This is a genomic window from Paenibacillus sp. Soil522, assembly GCF_001428245.1.
In the GTDB taxonomy this organism is placed as follows: domain Bacteria; phylum Bacillota; class Bacilli; order Paenibacillales; family Paenibacillaceae; genus Pristimantibacillus.
On sequence record NZ_LMRV01000001.1, the window covers coordinates 207,178 to 231,971 of the forward strand.

At 47.4% G+C, this 24,794-nt stretch carries 26 protein-coding genes and 1 riboswitch; of the genes, 23 read left to right on the forward strand and 3 right to left on the reverse strand.

Translation table 11 applies throughout. The features are described from left to right. The first annotated feature begins 7 nt into the window (after positions 1-7). The 20 genes from ASG81_RS01020 to ASG81_RS01115 all read left to right on the forward strand — a co-directional run bounded on the left by ASG81_RS01020 (position 8) and on the right by ASG81_RS01115 (position 19,704). Positions 8-1,666 carry a spore germination protein gene (locus ASG81_RS01020; RefSeq protein ID WP_235548692.1) on the forward strand — a complete coding sequence of 553 codons (1,659 nt, stop codon included), beginning with the start codon at positions 8-10 and terminating at the stop codon, positions 1,664-1,666. 131 nt (positions 1,667-1,797) lie between these two features. Continuing rightward, positions 1,798-3,129 carry a diaminopimelate decarboxylase gene (gene lysA, locus ASG81_RS01025; RefSeq protein WP_056627799.1) on the forward strand — a complete coding sequence of 444 codons (1,332 nt, stop codon included), beginning with the start codon at positions 1,798-1,800 and terminating at the stop codon, positions 3,127-3,129. Positions 3,130-3,182: 53 nt separating this feature from the next. Then, a complete protein-coding gene (locus ASG81_RS01030; protein WP_056627802.1) occupies positions 3,183-3,614 on the forward strand; it encodes a peptidylprolyl isomerase in 432 nt (143 codons plus the stop codon). A gap of 33 nt (positions 3,615-3,647) precedes the next feature. Further along, positions 3,648-3,858, forward strand: a riboswitch (FMN riboswitch). A 221-nt stretch (positions 3,859-4,079) separates the two neighbouring features. Then, a complete protein-coding gene (gene ribD / locus ASG81_RS01035; protein WP_056627805.1) occupies positions 4,080-5,183 on the forward strand; it encodes a bifunctional diaminohydroxyphosphoribosylaminopyrimidine deaminase/5-amino-6-(5-phosphoribosylamino)uracil reductase RibD in 1,104 nt (367 codons plus the stop codon). 154 nt (positions 5,184-5,337) lie between these two features. Beyond that, positions 5,338-5,997 carry a riboflavin synthase gene (ribE, locus tag ASG81_RS01040; protein ID WP_056627808.1) on the forward strand — a complete coding sequence of 220 codons (660 nt, stop codon included), beginning with the start codon at positions 5,338-5,340 and terminating at the stop codon, positions 5,995-5,997. Positions 5,998-6,229: 232 nt separating this feature from the next. Then, positions 6,230-7,465: a bifunctional 3,4-dihydroxy-2-butanone-4-phosphate synthase/GTP cyclohydrolase II gene (locus tag ASG81_RS01045; RefSeq protein WP_056627811.1), complete on the forward strand. Its 1,236-nt coding sequence runs from the start codon at positions 6,230-6,232 to the stop codon at positions 7,463-7,465. A gap of 23 nt (positions 7,466-7,488) precedes the next feature. Beyond that, entirely contained in the window at positions 7,489-7,959 is a 471-nt protein-coding gene (ribH, locus tag ASG81_RS01050; protein WP_056627814.1) for a 6,7-dimethyl-8-ribityllumazine synthase, read from the forward strand. Positions 7,960-7,994: 35 nt separating this feature from the next. Beyond that, on the forward strand, positions 7,995-8,774 hold the full coding sequence (locus ASG81_RS01055; protein ID WP_056627817.1) for a segregation and condensation protein A: 780 nt from the start codon (positions 7,995-7,997) through the stop codon (positions 8,772-8,774). Next, the gene (gene scpB / locus ASG81_RS01060) at positions 8,743-9,345 is read left to right on the forward strand and encodes an SMC-Scp complex subunit ScpB (RefSeq protein WP_056627820.1); all 603 of its coding nucleotides are present in this window, start codon (positions 8,743-8,745) and stop codon (positions 9,343-9,345) included. Before ASG81_RS01055 ends, scpB begins: the two co-directional genes overlap by 32 nt. Positions 9,346-9,400: 55 nt before the next feature. Beyond that, positions 9,401-10,096 (forward strand): DUF2953 domain-containing protein, encoded by a 696-nt coding sequence (locus ASG81_RS01065; RefSeq protein ID WP_081417049.1) that lies wholly within the window; start codon positions 9,401-9,403, stop codon positions 10,094-10,096. Next, positions 10,069-10,554 (forward strand): GerW family sporulation protein, encoded by a 486-nt coding sequence (gene ytfJ, locus ASG81_RS01070; protein ID WP_056627826.1) that lies wholly within the window; start codon positions 10,069-10,071, stop codon positions 10,552-10,554. The genes ASG81_RS01065 and ytfJ overlap by 28 nt, the downstream gene beginning before the upstream one ends. Positions 10,555-10,686: 132 nt before the next feature. Next, positions 10,687-11,877: a D-alanyl-D-alanine carboxypeptidase family protein gene (locus tag ASG81_RS01075; protein WP_056628311.1), complete on the forward strand. Its 1,191-nt coding sequence runs from the start codon at positions 10,687-10,689 to the stop codon at positions 11,875-11,877. 67 nt (positions 11,878-11,944) lie between these two features. Further along, positions 11,945-12,604, forward strand: a complete 660-nt coding sequence (locus tag ASG81_RS01080) for a nucleoside recognition domain-containing protein (RefSeq protein WP_056627829.1) — start codon at positions 11,945-11,947, stop codon at positions 12,602-12,604. Positions 12,605-12,629: 25 nt separating this feature from the next. Beyond that, positions 12,630-13,133, forward strand: a complete 504-nt coding sequence (locus tag ASG81_RS01085; protein WP_081417064.1) for a spore maturation protein — start codon at positions 12,630-12,632, stop codon at positions 13,131-13,133. Between the two features lie 54 nt (positions 13,134-13,187). Next, entirely contained in the window at positions 13,188-13,934 is a 747-nt protein-coding gene (locus ASG81_RS01090) for a pseudouridine synthase (RefSeq protein ID WP_056628315.1), read from the forward strand. An 84-nt stretch (positions 13,935-14,018) separates the two neighbouring features. After that, on the forward strand, positions 14,019-14,552 hold the full coding sequence (gene resA / locus ASG81_RS01095) for a thiol-disulfide oxidoreductase ResA (RefSeq protein WP_327205135.1): 534 nt from the start codon (positions 14,019-14,021) through the stop codon (positions 14,550-14,552). 17 nt (positions 14,553-14,569) lie between these two features. After that, positions 14,570-16,228, forward strand: a complete 1,659-nt coding sequence (resB, locus tag ASG81_RS01100; RefSeq protein ID WP_056628321.1) for a cytochrome c biogenesis protein ResB — start codon at positions 14,570-14,572, stop codon at positions 16,226-16,228. Then, the gene (ccsA, locus tag ASG81_RS01105; protein ID WP_056627837.1) at positions 16,225-17,484 is read left to right on the forward strand and encodes a cytochrome c biogenesis protein CcsA; all 1,260 of its coding nucleotides are present in this window, start codon (positions 16,225-16,227) and stop codon (positions 17,482-17,484) included. Before resB ends, ccsA begins: the two co-directional genes overlap by 4 nt. A 27-nt stretch (positions 17,485-17,511) precedes the next feature. Beyond that, positions 17,512-18,228 (forward strand): response regulator transcription factor, encoded by a 717-nt coding sequence (locus tag ASG81_RS01110; RefSeq protein WP_053376699.1) that lies wholly within the window; start codon positions 17,512-17,514, stop codon positions 18,226-18,228. Next, entirely contained in the window at positions 18,229-19,704 is a 1,476-nt protein-coding gene (locus ASG81_RS01115; protein WP_056627842.1) for a HAMP domain-containing sensor histidine kinase, read from the forward strand. A gap of 128 nt (positions 19,705-19,832) precedes the next feature. Here ASG81_RS01115 and serA read toward each other — a convergent pair whose 3' ends face one another. Then, complete coding sequence (gene serA, locus ASG81_RS01120) at positions 19,833-21,425, reverse strand: phosphoglycerate dehydrogenase (RefSeq protein ID WP_056627845.1); 1,593 nt, start codon at positions 21,423-21,425, stop codon at positions 19,833-19,835. A gap of 239 nt (positions 21,426-21,664) precedes the next feature. Between serA and ASG81_RS01125 the strand changes: the two genes are divergently transcribed. Continuing rightward, positions 21,665-21,991, forward strand: a complete 327-nt coding sequence (locus tag ASG81_RS01125) for a rhodanese-like domain-containing protein (protein WP_056627848.1) — start codon at positions 21,665-21,667, stop codon at positions 21,989-21,991. Between the two features lie 21 nt (positions 21,992-22,012). On the opposite strand, the gene ASG81_RS01130 is transcribed toward ASG81_RS01125, so the two are convergent. Further along, a complete protein-coding gene (locus tag ASG81_RS01130; RefSeq protein ID WP_056627851.1) occupies positions 22,013-22,933 on the reverse strand; it encodes a hypothetical protein in 921 nt (306 codons plus the stop codon). A 112-nt stretch (positions 22,934-23,045) separates the two neighbouring features. On the opposite strand from ASG81_RS01130, the gene ASG81_RS01135 reads away from it, so the two are divergent. Together ASG81_RS01135 and ASG81_RS01140 are read left to right on the forward strand one after the other, a co-directional pair. Next, positions 23,046-23,639, forward strand: coding sequence for a CPBP family intramembrane glutamic endopeptidase (locus tag ASG81_RS01135; RefSeq protein ID WP_056627854.1), 594 nt, complete (start codon positions 23,046-23,048; stop codon positions 23,637-23,639). Then, entirely contained in the window at positions 23,636-23,869 is a 234-nt protein-coding gene (locus ASG81_RS01140; RefSeq protein ID WP_056627860.1) for a hypothetical protein, read from the forward strand. The genes ASG81_RS01135 and ASG81_RS01140 overlap by 4 nt, the downstream gene beginning before the upstream one ends. On the opposite strand, the gene ASG81_RS01145 is transcribed toward ASG81_RS01140, so the two are convergent. Next, a complete protein-coding gene (locus ASG81_RS01145; RefSeq protein WP_056627863.1) occupies positions 23,859-24,725 on the reverse strand; it encodes a polysaccharide deacetylase family protein in 867 nt (288 codons plus the stop codon). The genes ASG81_RS01140 and ASG81_RS01145 overlap by 11 nt on opposite strands. Positions 24,726-24,794 lie beyond the last annotated feature (69 nt).

Here is a 24,794-nt window from a genome sequence, read left to right on the forward strand (position 1 = left end):
AAGGCGAATGAAGGATAAACATTCAGACCATGATCATGAACATGAACATGATCAAGGGCAAGAGACAATGTCTTCTTTTTCGGAGGTTTACGGGGAGCAGCAGCAAGAGGAATCGGGAGTGGCGTTAAATGAAGCGTCATTCGTTCGTACGAATAAGAGACAAAGGATCGGGAGTGGCGTTTCAGAGACTGCCCGGAAGGAGGAGAAATCACCGATTCCCGATCACTTGGATACCGTGCTCGATCGATTGGAGAAAGAGATTGGCTATAAAACAAGCTTTGACGTGGTCGTAAGAGAGATGACGTTTGGCGAAAAGCGTACGGCCATGCTTTGTATGAACGGTTTGGCGAAGGACAGTATTCTGACTGAGGTACTCAAGCGGCTGACTTTCCTGCAGCCGGAGGATCTGTCAGCTCACGCGTTTCATTCTTTCCTTGATTTGTACGTGCCTGCCGCTCAGGTATCGAAAGAAGATGACTGGAACAATATGCTGATTGCTGTGTTATCTGGAGGAACGGCTTTGTTTATCGATGGCGAGTCAAGCGTCGTCATGATCGATGCCAAAGCTTTTCCAGCACGCGGTCCGGAGGAGCCGTCACTCGAGAAGGTCGTTCGCGGAAGCAGAGACGGCTTCGTGGAAACGTTGATGGTTAATGTATCGCTTGTTCGCAGACGCTTGCGTGACCCGCAGCTCCGTTATGAAATTGTACGGGTGGGTGAGAGAACGCAAACGGATGTATGTATCGCTTATATCAATGACATCGTTGATAAAGAGCTGCTCAAATCGGTTAAGGAAAAAATTTCGATGGTAAAGATCGACGGCTTGCCGCTTGCAGACAAGCAGCTCGAGGAGGCTACCGTAAAGCGGGGCTGGAGTCCGTTCCCGCTTGTCCGCTATACAGAGAGGCCCGATACGGTAGCTTCCCAACTGCTGGAAGGCTATGTGGCGGTATTCGTTGATACATCACCAAGCGTCATGACGCTTCCGACAACATATACGGATCTCATGCAGCATGCTGAGGAAAATCGTCAGACGCCGTTTATTGGCACCTATTTGCGATGGGTGAGATTTCTCGGTATTTTTGCTTCGCTGTTTATGCTGCCTCTATGGCTGCTATTCGTTATGCATCCTGAATTGAAGCCGCCGGCGCTCGAATTTTTGGGACCTAACAAAACGGGTAAACTGCCGCTGGTCGTACAGTTTCTGCTTGCAGAGATCGGCGTCGATTTGCTGAGGATGGCGTCGGTACATACGCCAAGCTCACTCGCAACAGCAATGTCGCTCGTTGCAGCGATTTTAATTGGTGATATTGCGGTACAAACCGGTATTTTTGTGAATGAAGTTATTTTGTATATGGCCGTTGCCGCAATCGGAATGTTCACGACTCCGAGCTATGAGCTGGGCTTGGCTAATCGAATCGTCCGGCTTATTCTTATCGTTTCGGTTGCGGCGTTTAGCGTCTCTGGTTTCGTTATTGCCACAACTGTAATTATGCTGATGCTGGTCATGGAGCGTTCATTCAACCGGCCGTACTTGTGGCCGATCATCCCCTTTGATATGAAAGCGCTGTGGAGCATTATCATCCGTCAGCCGGTGCTCTACAACCGGACACGTCCCAATATTTTGAAGGCGCAGCAGATCGATAAGATGCCAAAAACGGAGTAGATTCATAAAATGCAAATGAAATGTGAATTTATCCATTTCGTAGAGCGGGTAGATTGCGTTATACTATTGCTATTGATGCAAATTCTATCCGTTCTATCTGCATGCAGATAGAAGAAAGCTGAGGGGAAACTATGTACCTGCATGGAACTAGTAATATTAACGCAAATGGACATTTGGAAATTGGCGGCTGCGATGTAGCTGATTTGGCTGCACAGTTTGGCACGCCACTATATATTGTGGACGAGGCTCTTGTACGTCAACGTGCGAGCGAGTACATTGAAGCTTTCAAAGCTTCCGGACTTCGCTTCCAGGTCGCTTACGCCAGCAAAGCGTTCAGCGTAATGGCAATGTGCGCGATCGCTGAGCAAGAGGGGCTTTCCCTTGACGTTGTATCCGACGGCGAGCTTTATACGGCTATGCAAGCTGGCTTCCCGGCTGAACGCATTCACTTCCACGGCAACAACAAAACGCCTGAAGAAATCAACATGGCGCTGGATGCAGGCATCGGCTGCTTCGTTGTTGACAATTTTTCCGAGCTGCAGCTTTTAAACGCGCTTGCAGGCGACAAAGGCAAGAAAGTGAATATTTTGCTTCGTATTACGCCAGGTGTCGAAGCTCATACACATGATTACATCTCGACTGGCCAACAGGATTCAAAGTTTGGCTTTGACCTTGGCAATGGCGCAGCGAAACAAGCTATTCAAGAAGCTCTAGCTTTGCCTAACCTCGTTATTTTGGGCGTGCATTCCCATATTGGTTCGCAAATTTTCGAGGTTGAAGGCTTCCGTATGGCAGTGGACAAGGTAGCTGATTTCGCTGTTGAAATCCGTAACGAGCTTGACCTGACGTTTAAAGTAATCAATCTTGGCGGCGGCTTCGGCATTCGTTATGTAGAAGGGGATACTCCACTTCCGATTAGTGAATATGTAGCGGCAATTACCGGCGCGATTATTACGAATTTTACAAAAGCAGAATTCCCGCTTCCTGAAATTTGGGTAGAGCCCGGCCGCAGTATGGTTGGTGATGCAGGAACTACTTTGTACACTGTCGGTACTAGCAAACATATCCCGGGCGTCCGCAAATACATCGCGGTTGACGGCGGCATGACGGACAACCCTCGCCCTGCGCTTTACCAATCGAAATATGAGGCGGTACTGGCTAATCGTGCGAATGATCCTGCAGAAGAAACGGTTTCTATCGCGGGAAAATGCTGCGAGAGCGGCGATATGCTTATTTGGGACTTGGAATTGCCTAAAGCTGAGAAAGGCGACTTGCTTGCTGTTTTCTGTACAGGTGCTTATAATTATGCAATGGCGAGCAACTATAACCGCATTCGTCGTCCGGCTGTCGTTTTTGTAAAAGACGGGCATGCTGACCTTGCAGTTAAGCGTGAATCGCTTGAAAATATCGTATGTAATGACGTCATTCCGGCTAGACTTCAAAAATCACCGCTTGCGAAATAAGGGTGATATTGGTAACGTAGTCTTATCTGGATAAAAGAAAGGTAGATGCAGCAATGGCAAAACAAGCAAAAATCACACTAGCAAACGGCGGAGAGGTTCTAATCGATCTATTCGATCAAGACGCGCCAAACACAGTAGCAAACTTTGAGAAGCTTGCTAACGAAGGCTTCTACAACGGTCTTACGTTCCACCGCGTGATCCCGGGCTTCGTCGCACAAGGCGGATGTCCGAAGGGTAATGGTACAGGCGGTCCCGGCTACACAATCAATTGTGAAATTAACCCGAACAAGCATGAGCGCGGTACGCTAGCAATGGCACATGCTGGCCGCAACACAGGCGGCAGCCAGTTCTATATCGGCTACGCTCCACAGCCGCATTTGGATGGCGGACATACTGTTTTCGGAAAAGTATCGAAGGGTATGGAGTTTGTTGATGCTTTCAAAGGCGGAGACAAAATGGAAAAGGTTGAAGTTGAATCGATTTAGTGTTAAGATACTAACTATAATTATGTAAGTGCAGCTTTCCTTCGGGGTCAGGTGAAATTCCTAACCGGCGGTGATCGGGAAGGTACAGTCATATCGGATAACCGGTGCCTGTGCCTCTCGTCAGTCCGTGACCCGGGCTAATGAGCTTTTTCTATTCGTATTATTGCGTATAGAAGCGATTTAGAACGGTGGACCTGGTGCAAATCCGGGACCGACAGTATAGTCTGGATGGGAGAAGGAGATGCTTCGACAGCTATAATATTCAGCTTATTTTGTGTGTGTTTTATTTCACATGCAAAGTAGGTTTGTTTCTTTAGCGTATTTTACAAACCGTATTCGCATGATTTGCGAAAAGGCATGTAGTCGGCAATTAAAACCGACAACGCCGATCGGTTTTGTCGTAGTTCTCAAATTCTTTTTCGTCACCCCTGTCGGATCGTATGCCGATAGGGGTGTTTTTTGTACGTGGATATTTTAAACGACGAGTATTACATGCGGTTAGCGTTAGAAATGGCTTCTAAAGCTTCCGGCCAAACAGGAATCAATCCTGTCGTCGGATGTGTCGTGGTGAAGGATGGACGAATAATCGGAATTGGCACGCATTTAAAGCGCGGTACCGGACACGCTGAAGTGCATGCCCTTCAGATGGCAGGGGACGAAGCGGCAGGCGCTACCGTGTATGTAACATTAGAGCCGTGCAGTCATTTCGGCAAAACGCCTCCCTGCTGCGAGCGCATCATCGCTGCGAAAGCGGCGAGGGTAGTGGTTGCAAGCGGTGATCCGAATCCAGAAGTGTCAGGCCGGGGTATCGCCAGGCTGCGCGAAGAGGGAATTGACGTTGCCGTAGGCGTGCTTGAACAGCAGTCCCAGCAAATGAACGAAAAATTCAATAAGTATATAACGACAAGGCTTCCCTTCGTTACCTTAAAAACCGCTAGCACGCTTGATGGTAAAATCGCAACCCGGACTGGTGATAGCCGCTGGGTGACAGGTACAGCGGCGCGCGAGCAGGTACATACACTGCGCCATCAGCACGAAGCGATTATGGTTGGAATCGGTACGGTGCTTGCAGATGATCCGTTATTGAATACGCGGGCATCCGTTCCGGCCATCGATCCGGTCCGAATTATCGTAGATTCGAAGCTTCGATTGCCGCTGAATGCAAGGGTAGTTACCGATCGAACGGCACGGACCATTGTATTAACCTCCAGTGAGGCAAGCGAGGATAGACGTCAAGCTTTAGAGGCTGCGGGCATTGAAGTTGTCACTTGCGGGATTGGGGCGAGGGTGGATCTAAGTGACGGGATGAAGAAGCTCGGAGAGCTTGAGATCGGTTCGATCCTTCTCGAGGGCGGCGGACAATTGAACGGTGCGATGCTGGAGGCATATCTTATCGATAAAATTGTACTCTACTATGCAGCCAAGATTATCGGGGGAACTGAAGCGCCGGGAACGTTTACTTTCGCTGGAATCGAGAAAATGGCAGATGCGGTCCAGCTGGAACGCGTAAATGTGGAAATGGCCGGCGAAGACATTTGCGTCTCCGGCTATCCTGTTTACGAGAGGTAAGGAGCGCTAGAGGGTAATTAGGTTTTGTTTATGAAGCAGATTTACGGTCACAAACCTTGGTTTATGCTTACGAAGTAGGTTTTGCATTGGCAAAACCTTGGTTTATGCTTACGAAGTAGGTTTTGCATTCGCAAAACCTTTAGGGAGGAAGCCCATGTTTACCGGATTAGTGGAAGAAGTGGGGAAAATGAAAGGGATAACGAAGCAGGGCGAGGCGATGCGTCTAGTCATTGGGGCAACCCATGTTACGGATGGCGTAAAGCTTGGAGACAGCATATCAGTTAACGGCGTATGCCTTACAGTTACGTCGTTTGACAAAGCTTCATTCTCTGCAGACGTGATGCCTGAAACGTTTCGCAAATCCAATCTTCACCAGCTCCGTGCAGGTGAACGAGTGAATTTAGAGCGTGCGATACAGGCGGGCGGGCGGTTTGGCGGTCATATCGTACAGGGTCATGTTGATGGCACTGGAAAAATAGTAAACCGGGAAACGGACGCCAATGCTGTTGTCTATAAGGTTCAGTTAGACGACGCAGACATGCTCCGCTACGTCATTCCGAAAGGCTCCATTACAATAGACGGCATCAGTCTTACTGTGGTAGACACAGCAGTACAATCCTTTTCCGTATCGATCATTCCGCACACCCTTGATGAAACCGCCCTACAACATAAGTATGCGGGCGACACTGTTAATATCGAATGTGACGTTATCGGCAAATACGTTGATCATCTGCTGCAATTTAAAAGACCAGAAACTGCACAGGCAGGTTCTAAGTTGACAACATCATTTCTTATGGAAAATGGATTCTTATAAATTTTTATATTAATTTATTTTAAACCATCATCAAGCGTGTCCCGCAGGGACGAAAGCGATCCTACACAGTACCAGCTCACAACCGCCTCAGCCTCTCTCACGTCAGTCCAATTGCATGTGTCCAGAGGACGCAGTCCTTGGGGCCCTCCCTTGGAAGGGAGGATTTGGGTGGGTTCGAAAAGCCTTTAAGGTTTGGTTGTCACATTGGTTGTCATAAAGGAGGGAATCCCAAATGGAACAAACAGATAAAATCCCATTTGATAAAATCGAAGATGCGCTTCATGATCTTAAGCTTGGGAAGCCGGTTATTGTCGTGGACGACGAGGATCGGGAAAATGAGGGTGATCTTATTGCGCTAGCGGATCAAACGACGCCAGAGATCATTAATTTCATGATCTCGGAGGCACGCGGCCTCGTGTGCGTTCCAATCACGCAGGAGCGTGCCGAACAGCTTGATCTGCCGCCAATGGTTACGCATAATACCGATTATCATGGAACGGCATTTACCGTATCGGTCGATTATGTGGGAACGACAACCGGCATTTCCGCATTTGAGCGCTCGGAAACGGTCAAAGCGCTTATTGATCCTACAACTAAAGCATCGGATTTCCGCAGACCCGGCCACATTTTCCCGCTTATAGCAAGGTCGGGAGGAGTTCTTCGCCGCGCAGGCCATACCGAAGCGGCAATCGATCTCGCCGTTATGTGCGGCTCGACTCCGGCTGCGACAATTTGCGAAATCATTAACGAAAACGGGACGATGGCACGTTTGCCTGATCTGCTCGTCTTTAAGGAAAAGCACAACCTGAAGCTCATCACGATTCAAGATTTGATCCAGTACCGCAATGCGATGGAAAAGCTTGTAGAGCGTGCAGTTGATGTAAAGCTTCCAACTGATTTTGGTACATTCCGCGCGATTGCATACACGAACTTCGTTGACAACAAGGAGCATATCGCGCTTGTTAAAGGCGAAATCGATCCTGAACGTCCGGTGCTCGTGCGCGTTCATTCCGAATGCCTTACAGGAGATGTCTTCCATTCACACCGCTGCGATTGCGGCCCGCAGCTTGAAGCGGCGCTGAAGCAAATTGAAGTGGAAGGAAGCGGCATTCTTCTTTATATGCGTCAAGAAGGAAGAGGTATCGGTCTTATTAACAAATTAAAAGCTTATGAGCTTCAAGAGCAAGGACTGGATACGGTAGACGCAAATTTAAAGCTTGGCTTTCCAGCCGATTTACGCGATTATGGAATAGGCGCGCAAATTTTAAAGGATCTTGGCGTTCGCCAAATGCGTTTGCTTACGAACAATCCTCGTAAGATTAAAGGTCTAGAAGGTTATGGGCTGGAGGTTGTAGAGCGCGTACCGATCCAAATGGATGCAAACGAGGACAATAAAAGCTATCTGCGTACGAAGAAATCGAAGCTTGGACATTTGCTCCGCTTTGAAGATATTGATTATATCATTTAAAATAACGGAAGGAAGATGATAAAATGGCACGTATTTATGAGGGACATTTAGTATCGGAAGGTTTAAAATATGGAGTAGTAGTAGGCCGTTTCAATGAGTTTATTTCAAGCAAGCTGCTTGGAGGCGCGCTGGATGCATTTAAACGTCATGGCGCACAGGATTCTGACGTTGATGTAGCATGGGTACCAGGAGCATTCGAAATTCCGTTAATCGCACAAAAAATGGCTGAGAGCGGCAAGTACGATGCGGTTATTACTCTTGGCGCCGTTATTCGCGGATCAACTCCGCATTTTGATTATGTTTGCAACGAAGCGGCCAAGGGTGTAGCGGCAATCGCATTAAAAACAGGTATCCCGACTATTTTCGGCGTACTGACAGTTGATTCGATTGAACAAGCGATTGAGCGTGCCGGTACGAAAGCCGGCAATAAAGGGTATGAAGCAGCAGCTAGTGCAATAGAAATGGCGAACTTGTCGAAGCAATTGCAAGGCTAAGCTGCAGAGATAAGGCTAGGCGGGAGGAATAGTAAGTGTCGGTGCTTTATAAGCTGGATACTTTTGAAGGGCCGCTTGATCTATTGCTTCACTTGATCGACAAAGCCGAAATCGATATCCATGAAGTATCTATCAGCGAGATTACTATACAATATATGGATTACTTGCATGCGATGAAGGAGCTGGAGCTTGAAGTCACTAGTGAGTTTCTAGTCATGGCGGCAACCCTCTTGGCGATAAAGAGCAAGCAGCTTCTTCCAAAGCCTCCCGTATTTGAGGATGATTACGAGGATTGGCCGGATGACGGATTAGATCCGCGCGATGAGCTCATCCAGAAGCTCGTAGAATACCGGAAATTCAAGCAAATTGCCGAGCAGCTGCGCGAGAAGGAATTCGAGCGCAGCCTTGTCTTTTCGCGGGAGCCGGAGGATATGACGCCATTCATGAAGCAGGAGAAGGTTAATCCGGTCGAAGGTATTCATCTATCGGATTTAATCGTTGCCTTTCAGAAGGCGCTGCGCCGAGCGGCAAGACGAAATATCGTTGCAACGGTACATCGCGACGAAATCTCAGTCAAGGACCGGATTCGCGATATTGTCGATGTGCTGAAGCAATTTGAAACGGTTCGTTTTTCGCGGCTTATTCGTGAAAATATGGACAGGCACGAAATCGTGGTTACTTTTCTAGCCATTCTGGAGCTAATGAAAATGAAGCATATTCGTTGCTTTCAGCATCAGTTGTTTGACGACATCGTCATTCATTGGAGAGGAGAGTCGCCGCAAATTGGATTATCCGAAATTGAAGACAATTATTGAGGGCCTGCTGTTCATGGCAGGCGATGAGGGGTTGACGAAGCGTCAGCTCGCCGACATTTTAGAGCTTGATGCCGATCTAGCCTCCGATTTGGTATACGATTTGCAGCGTGACTTGGAGCGCGAGGGGCGCGGTATTCAAATTGCGGAGGTTGCAGCTTCGTATCGGCTGACGACACATTTGGAGCATGCGCCTTATTTTGAACGAATGGCCTATACGCCAACGCGCTCACAGCTCTCTCAAGCGGCTTTAGAAACGCTGTCCATCGTCGCCTACCGTCAGCCGATAACTCGAATATCGATCGAAGAGATTCGCGGCGTTAAGAGCGACAGAGCTATTCAATCACTCGTATCCAAGGATTTGATCGAGGAGGTCGGCCGCGCCGAGCAGATTGGCAGGCCAATTTTGTACGGAACAACAAAATCATTTTTAGATTATTTTGGATTACCGTCAATTAAAGAGCTGCCGGAGCCGGGAAATGTTGATATCGATGATGCGCTGGAGGAACAGACACAGATGCTGTTCGAGCGGCTGGACGGCCAGCAGATGACAATTGAAGAAATTAAGGAATGAGATTTGACCGCCGGGTCATACTATATTCAACCCATATTAGGGAAACGGAGGAAGCATGATGATGCTCAGTTACCCTTACGGTTGGATAACGGCGGCCGGTCTCTTTTTTTTGCTCATTTTAACAGTTATTCTAAACTCCCAGGTTGTCATAAAAGGACATTTGCGGCGGGAAGGAGACAAAGATGATGCAGAATTAAACATAAAAGCACTATTTGGAATTATCCAATACCGAATGAAGATACCAATTATGAAGTTTACCGGTACATCCGTTCAACGTAAGGAGCAAGTATCGACGACGATCGGAGGCTTTGACTCATGGAAGCAATTCAATGAGGATATCGATGCGGAGAAGGTTTTAAAATCCATTGATAAATTTAAGCATATTTTACAAATCACACGAGATTTAAAGGGCTTTGTCAGACAAACGCTGACAAAGGTACGTCTTATGGAATGGAATTGGACAACGTCGGTCGGAACGGGAGACGCGATGTGGACAGCTATGGCAACGGGACTCGTCTGGTCAGTGAAAACATCGATCATTGGCGTATTGTCTCAAATGGTTAGGCTGAAAGCAGAGCCGAATATGAATGTACAGCCGAATTATCAACGATCTGCTTTTACAACGGAATGGTCATGCATAGCTCAAATCCGCTTCGGTTATGCTATCCTTGCCGGACTTCAGCTTCTAGTCCGGATGAAGAAAATGAAAGGAGGCGTCAAAGCATGGCAGAACATCCTATTCAAGGCTTAATGCAAACCGCAATGGAAAATATTAAAGAGATGGTTGACGTCAATACGATCGTCGGCGATCCCGTACAAACACCGGATGGCAGCATCATCATGCCGATCTCAAAAGTAGGATTCGGCTTTGTAGCAGGGGGCAGTGACATCCGGTTAGATGATTCGGAGCATAAAGGCGGAGCGCAGACTGATGCGCAGCATGCTTCCGTATCTATGCCTTTCGGCGGCGGCAGCGGCGGCGGTGTTTCGATTACGCCAATTGCGTTTCTAGTCGTAGGTACGCATGGTGTGAAAATTGTACCACTTGATACGCAAACACATCTGCTCGATCGGGTAATCGATTCTGCACCGTATGTTTTTGATAAACTTCAGACGATGATGAAGCAGCCGGCAAGCACAGCAGCAAATGCCAATCCGTCCCATACCGTAATCACCGGACGTGTCGATACAACCGATCACCTCTTTTGACATAACTGCCCGAGAGGGCAGTTTTTCATTTTTTGTTTAGCTTTATTTCGTCTAGTGCAACGTGTACAGGCATATACTGAAATATACAAGCAGAAGTTATCTACAATCACGGTGAGAGGGGTAAGTATGGGCATGTATTTCAAAAAGCTGCAGCGGATTACTGTGATTGGTTTATTGGCAGTATTGGTAGCAGGGACAAGCCTGGGGCCGGCTGTAAGCGCAAATCCCGGTCCGCTGCATACGAATGCGAAAGCTTCGGCGCTTATTGATGTCGAGTCAGGCAGATTGTTGTACAGCAATAACGGCGATACATCGATGAGAATAGCAAGCTTAACGAAAATAATGACAGCGATCGTAGCCATTGACCATGGGAAGCTGACTGATATGGTAAAGACAAGCAAGCGTGCTGTTGGCAAGGAGGGCTCCTCGATCTATCTTCAGCTTGGCGAAGAAATGAGCCTTCTTAATATGCTTTATGGGCTAATGCTAAGATCCGGAAATGACGCTGCAACAGCTATCGCCGAGCATGTCGGCGGCTCCGAAGAGGGCTTCGTTCATTTGATGAACGAGAAAGCGGCTTTTCTTGGCCTAAAGCATACACAATTTAAAAATCCGCATGGTCTTGATGAGGAAGGTCATTATTCTTCAGCCAATGATTTGGCCAAGCTTACCGCATATGCTTTGAAAAATGATGTATTTGCCGAAATCGTAAGCACACGTGAAAAAAAGGTGCCTAACCCGCATGATAAATGGGCGTACAGCTATACGAATAAAAATAAAATGTTATCCATGTATGAAGGTGCGGACGGAGTAAAGACCGGCTATACAAAAAAAGCGCTCCGCTGCTTAGTCAGCTCGGCAACAAGACAAGGCCAGCAGCTTGCTGCCGTAACTATAAATGACAGGGACGACTGGCTTGATCACCGGAAGATGCTCGATTGGGGTTTTGGCAATTATCCGCTGCATGAAATTGCGGCAAAAGGCCAGCTGATTGCAGGTTATCCGTTAACTGTCGGACAATCGTTCAAGTATCCTTTGACGGAGCAAGAATCGCATGATATCCGGTCGCGTTTGGTTTTGTATGACGCCAATACGCTGCGTTATTCATTAGGAGAACGAGGGTTGCTGGAGTGGTATATGAAAAACGATCGCATTGGCGCTGTTCCCGTTTATGATGTTGCAAGCGGCAGGCTGAAGCTGCCGACGGCTTCGCCAAAAGCACAACAAACGCTAGTCGATTTCAAAATGGCTGTCAAGCATGATGAACGCGGACGGCTGGCAGGTACGATCTCAAAAATATTTGACGCATTATTTAAGTATTAAAGGCAAGCAGGCGCGGGAGACGCTGAATGGTAAGGAGTAACGGTGCATGGATGGGGAGGCGGCTTGAATGGTAAATTGGATTTGGTTGTTTTTTATCGTAGCGAGCGTAGTTGTAGCTGCGATAACCGGCAAGATGGATGCGGTGACGCAAGCTGCCTTCGAGGGAGCCAAATCAGGCGTCACCGTCAGCTTTGGTTTAATTAGCATTATGGTGTTTTGGCTGGGAATGATGCGGATAGCGGAGGACGCAGGACTGCTGCAAAAATTGGCGCGAATGCTCGGGCCGATTGTGCGAAAGCTTTTTCCTGACGTTCCCCGCAATCATCCGGCAATCGGATACATTATGAGTAACTTAAGCGCTAACTTGTTCGGACTAGGAAATGCAGCAACACCTATGGGCATAAAAGCTATGCAGGAGCTGCAGAAGCTAAATCCTGATCCTGAGACTGCAACTCCCGCGATGTGCACGCTTCTCGCACTCAATACATCGAGTATAACAATCATTCCGACCACGCTTATCGCCATTCGGATGAATTACGGTTCAGCTAATCCGGCTGAAATTATCGGAACGACGATTGCGGCAACCTTTGTTGCTACATCCGCTGCGATATTAGCCGACCGCTATTACAGAAGGAAGTCTCCGCCGCCACCGATAGCTCCAATTCTGCAAAAGAATCCGAAATTAAAGGCGGCTCCGCCGGTTGCAGGGGGTGAGCCTGTTGTATAATCTGTTCACGAGTTTATCGGCTTGGATGATTCCGGCAATTATTGTATTTATTCCGCTTTATGCAGCTCTTAGACGAAAGGTGCCCGTTTATGAAACGTTTGTTGAGGGAGCTAAGGACGGCTTCGGTACAGCCATCAACATTATTCCTCATTTAGTCGGCATGATGGTTGCCATCAGCATGTTCCGCGCATCGGGCGCCTTGGAATTAATGCTGTCAGCCGTGCGGCCGCTGTTTGATTGGGCGGGAATTCCAAGCGAGGTGCTGCCGCTCGGTATACTTCGTCCGTTAACCGGGGCAGGATCATTAGCCTTTACTACCGATCTCATTCAGACCTTCGGACCGGATTCGATGATCGGCAGAATCGCATCAACTATTCAAGGCAGTACAGATACGACATTATACGTACTTACCGTTTATTTCGGAGCGATTGGCATTCGCCGGACGCGTTATGCGTTAAAGGTAGGCTTATTTTCGGATTTGGTCGGGTTTTTTGCTGCAATTTTCATTTGCTTATACATATTCGGGTAGGGAAGCTTGTACTTTGTTCTTCATATCGTTATGATGGAGATTGAGGTGAAAGCATTGGAACGTTTACAGAAAATATTAGCCGCAGCGGGAATAGCATCCCGTCGCAAATGTGAAGAAATGATTTTAGCCGGGATGGTTGAAGTTAACGGTGAGAAGGTTACGACGCTTGGCGTCAAGGCGGATCCTGCTGTAGATGCTATTACGGTGAATGGCAAGCCGATTCGGAGCGAGAAGAAGCTGTATCTCATGCTCAACAAATCCAAAGGAGTCATCACAAGCGCCAAGGATCMTCAAGGGCGTAAAGTGGTGTCCGATTTTTTGCCAGGTATTAAAGAGAGAGTATATCCGGTCGGTCGATTGGATTACGATACGGAAGGACTTCTCCTATTAACGAATGATGGCGAATTTGCCAATTTGTTAACGCATCCGAGCCATCACGTACCTAAAACTTATCGCGCGACGGTTAAGGGAGTACCGCACGGCAGTGATTTGGAGAAATTAGAAAAAGGAATTAAGCTTGAAGATGGCATGACTGCTCCTGCATCAGTGGAATACCATGACGTCGACACAGAGAGCAATGAAGCGACGATTACGATTACGATTTTTGAAGGCCGCAACCGTCAGGTTCGCCGCATGTTTGAGGCAATCGGACATAAGGTGATCAGGCTGAAGAGAATACGTTTTGGCGAGCTTGGGCTTGAGAATCTGGGTAGAGGCAAGTACCGCCATTTGACGCCTCAGGAAATCAAAGAACTGCTTGCAATCGCTCAAAGCAAGACACATAAAGTTCATAAAAAGTAATCGGCGGCGGCAGTAATTGCCGTCGACTTTTCGTTATAATGGTAATATTCGTGGCTGTTCAGAAAGAAGCTGGTGGTGAATGCAATGATGGGAAAATCGCGCAAGACGGTCCAAATAATCATATTGATCGCCGTCTTGATTATTGGTGGATATGCAATTGGATCTACCTTATTTGCCGCGGATGATAAAGGCCCTCTAAAGGAAGGCAGCAAGCCGCCGGCGTTCAAGCTTGTCGACTTAGATGGCAATACGCAGCAATTGTCTGATTACCAAGGGAAAGCTGTCGTCGTCAATTTTTGGGGTACGTTCTGTCCGCCCTGCGTGAAGGAAATGCCGGAGTTTGAACGACAGTATGCGAAATGGAAGGACCAAGGCCTCGTCATTTTGGCGATTAATTTAAGCGAGGATACGTTAACGGTCAATAACTTTGTTCGCCGCTTTGATTTAAATTATCCGATTTTACGCGATGTGAATCGTCAAACGGAACGCAATTACGGGCTAAAGTCATATCCTACTACTTTTTTCATTAAACCGGACGGTTCGATCATGGAAATCAAAGTGGGCGGCATGACGGAAGTGGAAATTGACGAACGGATTGAACGGCTGCTTCAGCTGTAGGAGGTTTTACTTTGTTAGTGGTTGAAAACACAAAATGCGAGTGCGGCCATCAAAATTCGGTCGGAACCGTATTGTGCGAGAGCTGCGGCAAGCCGCTCGAGAACAATGATCTATCGGATTTGCCGTTAGAGATGCGGTATGACGGGGTGGCCCGCCGATCGCAAAAGAGCAATCCAAACCTCATTGATAAGATATGGAATTTTTTTTCTTCAGTCAAAATCGCGATTTATTTGATCGTCTTTACTTTTTTGACAGCGATGCTTGGCACAATTTATCCGCAGGAAAACACTTTTGTGAACAATTTTGATCCATCGGTTTATTATGAGGAAACATACGGCTTGCCCGGAAAACTGTATTACTTATTCGGCTTGTCGCATACTTACGAAACCTGGTGGTTCATCGGATTGCTTGTCATGATCGGTACATCTTTAGTCATTTGCAGCCTTGACCGGGTGCTGCCGCTTTATCGGGCGCTCAGCAAGCAGCAAATACGTAAGCACCTGCAGTTCATTCACAGGCAAAAAATAGTGTACAAGCATACGGTTGAAGGCGACGCTGAGCAGTGGACGGAGACGTTTGGGGCACAGCTGAAACGCAAGGGCTACCGTATTCACCGGGATGGCTCCGCCCTGCTTGCGGAGAAAAACCGGTTTAGCCGCTGGGGTCCTTATATCAATCATATCGGTCTTATTCTGTTTCTGCTAGCCATACTTGCAAGGAGCATACCGGACTGGCAGATGGATAGCTACATTACAATTCCGGACGGCGAAACGGTGCAAATTACGGATACGAATTATTTTGTTAAAAATGAAAAGTTTACGGTCGAGTATTACAAAGATGAGGAATTGCCAGCCCAGCTCAAGGGCACAGCCCGCGCGAAGCTATTCGAAACGAAAGCGGTATTATATGAATGCGTTAGCAGCTGCAATGATCAAACGCAGAAGCCGGTGCTTAAGGAAGTGAAGCGGCATAATATCATCGTAAACGAACCGCTTAAATACAAAGGGCTTAAGCTGTACCAATTCGACTTTGATACGACACCACGTTTGAATGCCGTTCATCCTATTCTCGTGAATAAAGAGACAGGGGAAAAATACGGCCCGTTCGATCTACCGATGAAGGACTCTGCTCTCCAGCATAAGCTTGGGCCGTATACACTTGATTTATATGCCAATTACATGGAATTCGCGATTGGCGACAACGGGGAACCAACTACCTTATCGCGTGATCCGATCGCTCCGGCGTTTATTTTTACAGTAAAAGGGCCAGGATTGGATCCGGAAGGCGAGCCGTACATGTATTTCCCGATGCAGAAGGATAAGGTGAAATTTTCGCAGGATGCCATTAACCATGGGGTAGCGGATAAAATTGAAATTCGGGTTGACGGGATGGAAAATGTAGACTTTTCCGAAGCGTCCACTTACTTAAATGTACGTATGGATAAGGCGCTGCCTTATGTCTGGATTGGAGCCGTTTTCTCAATGATTGGTCTGTTAATGGGATCCTATTGGCAGCATCGCCGAATATGGCTGCGCATCGATGACGGAGAGCTCTCATTAGGCGCACATACGAACAAAAACTGGTACGGTATGCGCTCAGAAGTAGCGGGAGCGCTTCAAAAAATAGGGATAACCGTAGATCCGAAGTTGCTTGATAACGGAGGGAACAACGCGTGAGTTTAGTTGATTTTAGCAGCGACGCATTTATCGTCGCATTTTTTCTTTATTGTTTTGCTTTTATGTTTTATGTGATTGCGATTGCGGGCAAGAAATGGAGCAACCGCGATCCGCAGCAGCATGAGAAGCGCTGGGGACGGATAGCCTTTATAACGTCCAGCCTCGGTTTAGCGTCGCATTTGACCTTCTTCTTCACAAGATGGGCAGGAAGCGGCCAAATTCCGACAAGCAATATGTATGAGTTTATGACGTTTCTCGGAATGGCGATCATGATCGCTTTTACAATTGTTTACAGTATTTACAGAAAGCCTTTGCTCGGCATGTTCTCCTTGCCGTTAACCGTTATTATCGTCGCGTACGCTTCTGTATTTCCGCAAGAGGTGCAGCCGCTAATTCCGGCCCTTAACAACTATTGGCTGAAAGTACATGTTACGACGGCTGCTCTAGGCGAAGCGTTTTTTGCAGTCGGATTTGCAGCAGGTTTAATGTACTTGCTGCGTGTAGTCGATTTTAAAGGTAAAACGAAGGAAGCGAAGAGATCTCAGTTTTGGGTGGAGTTCTCATTATACTCGATCATTCTTATCGTTGGTTTTATCGTAGCCGTATTCGCTTTCCGCGGTATGGGCTATGAAGCGCAATTCGTTCAAGAAAAATCGGTCATCGACTCCAAAGGTGCGGAGACGACGACCTCGGAGACAGTCGATTATTCACTGCCGCCAATCGTTAAGCCATTTAACAGCGATATTGTCAAATACGAGCCGTTTCTGGGAATGAAGCAACCAATATTCGAAGCGCCTTACTGGATGAACGGCGCTAATTCCGGCCGCAAGCTCAATACGGTGTTGTGGTCCATCATTGCAGGCTCGTTACTTTACGGATTGCTGCGACTTGCATTTCGTAAGCCGCTCGGCGCTGTCATTCATCCAGTCATGGAGGGCGTTGATCCGGATGATTTGGATGAAATCAGCTACAGATCAATTGCCATTGGTTTTCCGATCTTTACGCTTGGAGCATTAATATTCGCGATGATTTGGGCTAATATTGCATGGGGCCGCTTCTGGGGCTGGGATCCGAAGGAAGTGTGGGCACTGATTACATGGTTGTATTATAGCGCATATTTGCATTTCCGTTTATCACGCGGCTGGCAGGGACGTCCATCCGCCTGGCTTGCCGTAATCGGGTTTGTCGTCGTATTGTTCACGCTTGTCGGGGTTAACCTCGTCATAGCAGGGTTACATTCATATTCTGGTGTTTAGGATCTAGATGGAGAGGAGTCTTGTCTTATGTCTGATTATTCAAGCCGTATTTTGGTCGTAGATGATGAAGAACGCATTCGCCGTCTGCTCAAAATGTATTTAGAGAAGGAAGGCTATACAATCGACGAGGCGGAAGACGGTGAAACGGCGCTTAGACTGGCATCGAATACCGATTACGCGCTCATTCTGCTTGATGTGATGCTGCCGGGAATCGATGGCGTAGAGGTGTGCTCGCGTCTGCGCCAAGTGAAGGCTACTCCTGTCATTATGCTAACCGCAAAAGGCGAAGAGATGAACCGCGTTCAGGGCTTTGAGGTCGGAGCAGATGATTATGTCGTTAAGCCTTTTAGCCCGCGCGAAGTGATCTACCGTGTAAAAGCTATTTTGAGACGTTCTTCGGCTACGGCGTTTCTTACAAAAGAAATCAATTCAAGCAACAACATCGTATTTCCTCATCTTGTTATCGAGCATGACGCGCATCGCGTGACTGCCGGCGGACAGGAGGTAAGCTTAACGCCTAAGGAATATGAGCTGCTTCATTATTTGGCTGTATCGCCTGATAAGGTGTTCTCGCGTGAGGAACTGCTCAAGGATGTTTGGAATTACGAGTTTTTCGGAGATTTGAGAACAGTCGACACACATGTAAAACGTTTGCGGGAGAAGCTGAACAAAGTGTCGCCCGATGCCGCCTCAATGATTACGACCGTATGGGGTGTCGGCTACAAGCTTGAGGTGCCTAAGTAAATGAATTTATGGCAGCGCTTGGCCGGTAAGCTTTGGCGCAGTGTAGTCGGTAAGCTTTGGGCGACGATTATGCTGCTTGTTGCGGTTGTATTACTAATTGTAGGTGTTTTTCTACTCCAGTATGTCGATATCTGGTTTGAAGATAATTCACATGATAGCTCGCATCAGGTGAAAGTACTGTTCGTTCTTACCGCGATTGTTGGTTTTTTATTATCGACCTTCTTTGCTTTTTTCTTATCCAAAAAAATTCAGCAGCCGCTGCTTCAGCTTAAGGATGCTGCCGTTTCGATCTCTCAGGGGAATTATTCGACCAGAGTTAACATCCGGTCCAGTGATGAGATCGGTGAGCTCGCGAATACGTTCAATCATATGACGGAACAGCTGGATAAGCTTATACACGACCTCAATCATGAGAAAAATCATCTGGCCAGCATTTTGAGGAGTATGGGCGATTCTGTTATTACATTTGACGCTGATGGAAGAGTGATCCTTACGAATCCGAGCGGTCACTTGCTCATTAGCCAATGGTCGGGTATGGAATTGGCTTGGCAGGAGGATATATTTGACAGTACTTCCTCGTACTCCGAAGTTCCGATTCCGCTTCGCGAGCTGTTTCAAAGCGTTATGGAAGAGGGACGAGATGCAACTGACAAGATTCATGTGCTTAGCAGCGTTTGGTCTGTTGTTATGGCTCCGCTGCAGTCTAAAGGCGTTGTTCGCGGAGCTGTTGCCGTCATCCGTAACGTGACGGAAGAGCATAAGCTCGAGAAGCTAAGAAGAGATTTTGTGGCGAACATTTCGCATGAGATTAGAACGCCGCTGTCTATGCTGCAAGGCTACAGTGAAGCGCTGCTTGATGATATTGTCGTCTCTGAAGAGGATCGTAAGGAACTGGTTCAAGTCATCTATGATGAATCGCTGCGAATGGGCAGGCTTGTGAACGATTTTCTCGATATTGCCCGTATGGAAGCCGGCCATGTCGATATGAACTTCCAAGAGATCGATCTGAAGCATGTTTTGAAGCGCGTGCACCGGAAGTTCCAGGTCTATGCGAAGGAGCGTGAGGTTAAATTGCTGGCTGATCTGCCGCATGAGCCTTTGCTTGTCAAGGAAGCGGATGAGGACCGGCTTGAACAGGTGCTGACTAATTTGCTGGATAATGCTTTGCGTCATACGCCGTCAGGAAAGTCCATTACCATTGCAGGCAAGCAGGAAAACGTAAACGGCAGCCAGTATGTTCAGCTTAGTGTCAGAGACGAGGGACAAGGCATCCCTTCTGAAGATGTGCCATATATATTCGAACGCTTCTACAAGGCGGATAAGGCGCGTAAACGCGGATCATCAAGCGGTACGGGACTAGGGCTCGCAATCGTCAAAAACCTAATCGATCTTCACCATGGACGAATCGTCGTCGAAAGCAGTGAAGGAATAGGCACTTCATTTACGTTACTGCTTCCTGTCGAAGCTCATCAGTAGTTGTCAAAGCGCTCCTTCGGGAACGCTTTTTTTGTAGAAAGCAGAAGATAATTCTTGTTGTTCGTGAAACAAAAAAAAGAGCTTGCCGGTTCAAGCCGGCAGGCTCTCTTTAATAGGTTAGCTATTCATTAAAAGAGTGTTATTTCTTTTGCTGTGTTAAGCTCAGGCATGTTCGTAAGCTGCACAAGCACATCTTTAGGCGTATCTTTATCAACTCGAAGCACCATGATCGCGGAACCGCCAACAAGCTGGCGACCTACTTGCATCGTAGCGATGTTAACATCGTTATTGCCGAGCAGCGTTCCTACGCGTCCGATAATACCAGGCTTATCGTTATGCGAGATAAGAATGAGATTGCCTTCCGGTGTTACGTCAACTGGGAACTTATCGATTTGTACGATGCGAGGACCGTAGCCAGTCAATAATGTACCTGATACAACGCGCTCTTCCTTCTTCGTGCGAAGTGATACGGTAACGAGATTCGTGAAGTCCTTCGAAGCATGCGATTTTTGAATAACGATATTAACGTCGCGTTCTTTCGCAAGGTGCATCGAGTTGACGACATTGACATTCTCGGAGCCAAGGTGATGAGCGAGAACACCGCGAACGATATGGCGCGTAAGCGGCTGCGTATCAACCTCTGCAAGCTCGCCCGCGAAGCCAACAACGATTTCAGTAACGGCGCCTTCAGTCGATTGCGCAATAAAGCTGCCAAGCTTCTCGCCAAGAACAAAGTACGGCTGAAGAATGCTTCGCAGATTTGCCGGAATCGGAGGCATGTTAACTGCATTGATGAACGGCTCGTTGCGAAGGATATGAAGCACTTGCTCCGATACGTCAATCGCTACGTTTTCCTGTGCTTCTACAGTAGATGCGCCAAGATGCGGCGTAACGATAATTTTCGGATGCTTCAAGAAAGGATGATCCTCAGCAGGAGGCTCCACTTCAAATACGTCAAATGCTGCGCCAGCTACTATTCCTGCATCGATAGCGTCTACCAAAGCGATCTCATCGATGATACCGCCGCGTGCGCAGTTTATGATACGCATGCCGGGCTTCATTACTTCAAATTGCTTTTTGCCGATCATATGCCGAGTTTCAGGAGTCAGCGGCGTATGTACGGTCATGAAATCTGCGTTACGGACAATATCGTCTACGCTTGCTAGCTTTACGCCAATTTTTTCTGCTCTTTCTTCTGTCATGAACGGGTCATAGCCCATAATTTCCATTCCGAAAGCTTTTGCGCGCTTAGCAACTTCGCTTCCGATACGGCCCATGCCGAGTACGCCAAGCGTTTTGCCGCGAAGCTCTACGCCGAGGAACGATTTGCGGTCCCATGTGCCGTTAACGGTTTTCATATACGCTTGCGGGATATGGCGGGCAACGGCCATCATCATCGCAAAGGTATGCTCACAAGTCGTAATCGTATTGCCGTCAGGTGCATTGATTACGATGACACCGCGCTGAGTAGCTGCATTTAGGTCGATGTTATCTACACCAACGCCTGCACGGCCAACTACTTTAAGCTGCTTACCAGCTTCCATAATCTTTGGAGTTACGCGCGTTTGGCTGCGTACGAGCAACGCATCGTATTCGCCAATAATGGCAACCAATTCGTCTTCGCTTAATCCAGGTTTTTTGTCGACTGCGACATCTGACGCATCAACAAGCTGCTGAATGCCTAAATCGCTGATTGGATCGGAAACTAACACTTTAAACATGTGAAGTATGCCTCCTAAATTAGGGCGAAGCTTGAAGCTTCGCTGAATATGAACAGAAAAACCCTCAACCCGGCACCGTTGTGCAGCAGCGGGACGAGAGTTTGATCATCGATCTCAGACTTTTCTATTTTAATGCAAGGAGATGGACAAAAGCAATCCTCAAACTTGCCGAAATGTGAAAATTTCGTTATGATTCAAGCATCATAAGCATCAAAATACGACATTGGAGGTCTTAATGCGTGACAAAGTGGCAAGATGTGACACCGCAATTTTTGCTTGAATTGCTTGAAAACGGAAATGCTGACCGGACCCAAATTATAGATGTTAGGGAAGAGTTCGAATGGGACTTTTATCATATAGAAGCTTCTGTCTTAATCCCAATGAATACGATACCGGCCCGTCATAACGAATTGGACGATACTAAGCCGATTTATATCATATGCGCCCATGGCGTGCGCAGTGTTGCGGTTTGCCATTACTTAGAAGAACAAGGCTACAGCAACCTCCACAACGTTACCGGCGGAATGGCTGCTGTAGCCTCGTTAAAAGGATTTCAATATGACTGAAAGCAGCTGCAGGGCAGCCGATTAATTCGTTTCAGGGTAGAAGAACGGAAGCTGAGGCAGGAGAGCCTGCTGGTAAAGACGTGATTTGCTTTCCGTAAAATCGCCTGTGCGCACCGCCTCCGTATTGATAAGGAGATCAACAACCGCCGATACGGTGTGGAGCTTCATTTTGGTCGCTTGTCCCGAATCGACAAACTCGTCTACGCGGCTTGTCAAATCCTGCGGATAGTAGGCCGTAAGTTTTTTGCGGGTCAAGAGCTGATCGGCCATCAGCTTGTTTTTAATCGTAAGCTCTAAATCCGTCCATTTGCTCAGCTCCAGCAGGGCGGGTGCCTTATAGTTCTGCGGGATATCAAGATCGACTGTGGCTGCCCATTTCAGCATAGCAGAGTAATAAGCTTGTTGAGCGGAAAGCGCGAATTGAGATGCGGAAAGATAGGTTTTTTCCTGTACAACCGTCTTCAGCAATTCATGATAAGGGAGTGTCTTAACGCTCGCAGCCGCTTTGTCTGCTGCTTCTTCGAATAGTTTGAGACTGCGAATATAGCTGACCTGGGATTGTCCGAGCAATGGCGACTTTTGCATGTCGATCGAGCTTGCTTCCGTTGCCTTGGACTCGGCCAGATTGGCAAGATCCTTAAACATAGAGGTTGCTTCAATTGTTTTTCCTTGCGATAATTTGTTCATAGCTTCGAACCATTCGTTTTGAAATTCACGATAAGGCAAAAATACAGTATGATAGAAAGAGACCAGATCTTGCTGCTGGTAGGGACTTGCAGAGGCGTCTGTCCGCTTAGAACCTTCGTCACCGGTCGCGTATTTTGCTTCAGTCTTTTCAGTGCCGATTTGGATGCCGTAGAAAAAAGCGCCCACCGTGCAAACGAGCATAAACACAAATCCAACACTAAATAACATTGCGGTTGTCGTTAATCGTTTTTCCATCTCTATCTCTATCTCCTTCTATGTAATAAAAATTATGCCGTCGATTTGTTCTATCAGTATAGGTGAAATGGTCTAAAAAGAAAATACGAACGTTCCAGACAGGCGGGAAGCAATGAAGAAATTTGATATTCGAAATATTCGCGTGCGCAAGGTGTCCGTTGACGAGCTTGACGACCGCATGCTGCTTATCAATTTATACGTAACTCAAGCGTTTACTTTTATTATCGGTTTAATATGGATTTTATTTCAGCATCAAAATTTGATCCGATTATTTACGCCTCCGAAGGATTTTGCGTTCATTTATTGGGGAGTTGGCTTAGCTGCCGCTGTAATCGTCGTCGATCTGCTGATTTCGCGTTTTGTACCTGAGGAAGCGAATGATGACGGCGGGATAAATGATCGTATATTTCGAACGCGGAAGGTTTGGCATATTGCTGTTATTTCATTCGTGGTCGCGGTATGCGAGGAGCTTCTCTTTCGCGGGGCTCTGCAGCATGCGGTTGGCCCATACTGGACAAGCATTATTTTTGCAACGATACATGTCCGTTATTTAAAGCACTGGATTCCGACGGGCCTCGTATTCTCGATCAGCTATGCCTTAGGTTGGATCTACATTCAGTCAGGCACCATTGTAGCGCCGATTATCGCTCATTTTCTTATTGATTTAATTATGGGATTAATTATACGCTTCAGGAGGGAGTCATGAGCAGGAAAGACAAGTTTGGAAATTCGAGAGCGGCAAGACAACAGGAAAGGATGGCAGAACCGTCCGGCACCGGAACGGATTCCATTGGAGGAGCGACTCTGCCGCCTAGGCGAAAAATACATCCTTCCAGCATTTCTAAAGTAACAAAATGGTATTATAATCTTTTGTTCCTGCTGTTCGTTTGCTTAGTTGGCGGGTTATTCTGGTACGGCTTGAAATTCAGCGATTAATGTCGATGGCAGCAGGATCAATGTATCCGTAGCCTTTTTGCTCAAGCGACGTTAGCAATTTTTCGAGGGCTTCTGCTGTCCATGGCAGCTCATGCATAAGAATGTTGGCACCGGGATGAAGCTGCTCCAGAACGTTACGAATGACTTCTTCGGGCTTATCTCTAGTTGACTTATCCCAGTCTAGGGAACCATCTGACCACGTCATGTACAGCATGCCGTGGTTTTTTACGATTTCCTTTACCACGTCCCCGCCCGAACCGAATGGGGGCCGGAAAAATATAGGTTTTTTACCGATCAAAGCCTCGATATCGGTTTGGACATCTGCGATTTGCTTTTCAATGACATCCTTCGGTTCATTTTTTAAATTAATATGGTCCCATGAATGATTGCCGATCGTCTGGCCGCGTTCGTTTATCAGCTTTAACAGCTCGGGATTTTGCTTTACCCGATAGCCGTTGACAAAGAAGATCGCCTTGGCGCCATGCTTATCAAGCGTATCGAGCATGCTGGTAAGAATCGTTTCATCCTTCGGTCCATCATCGAAAGTTAATAGTACAACTTTGCTAGGCGTGCTTTCTTCGATGGGCACAAAGCGGTAGGCTTGATTCATCCGGTATAGCGGAGCCGCCTTTGCGTCATCCCCACTGCCTGGTGATGCAGCTGGCGAAGGCTGTTCCGACGGACTGGCAGCATCTTCCTCCGACCCTGAAGCCGGGGTAGCGGCAGGCTCCTGCGTTACTGCTGCCTCTGCGGCTTCTGTTGAAACAGGCTGATTCTCAATTTGCCGCTCAGCGGAACAGGCCGAAAGCTGTGCCCCTAAAAGAAGGACGGCGAATAGTGGAATGATTCGTTTCATTTTGCTGACCCTCCATCGCTAATTTTAAATCATGCTAAAACGACCTCATTGTATCATATTTATCCAATT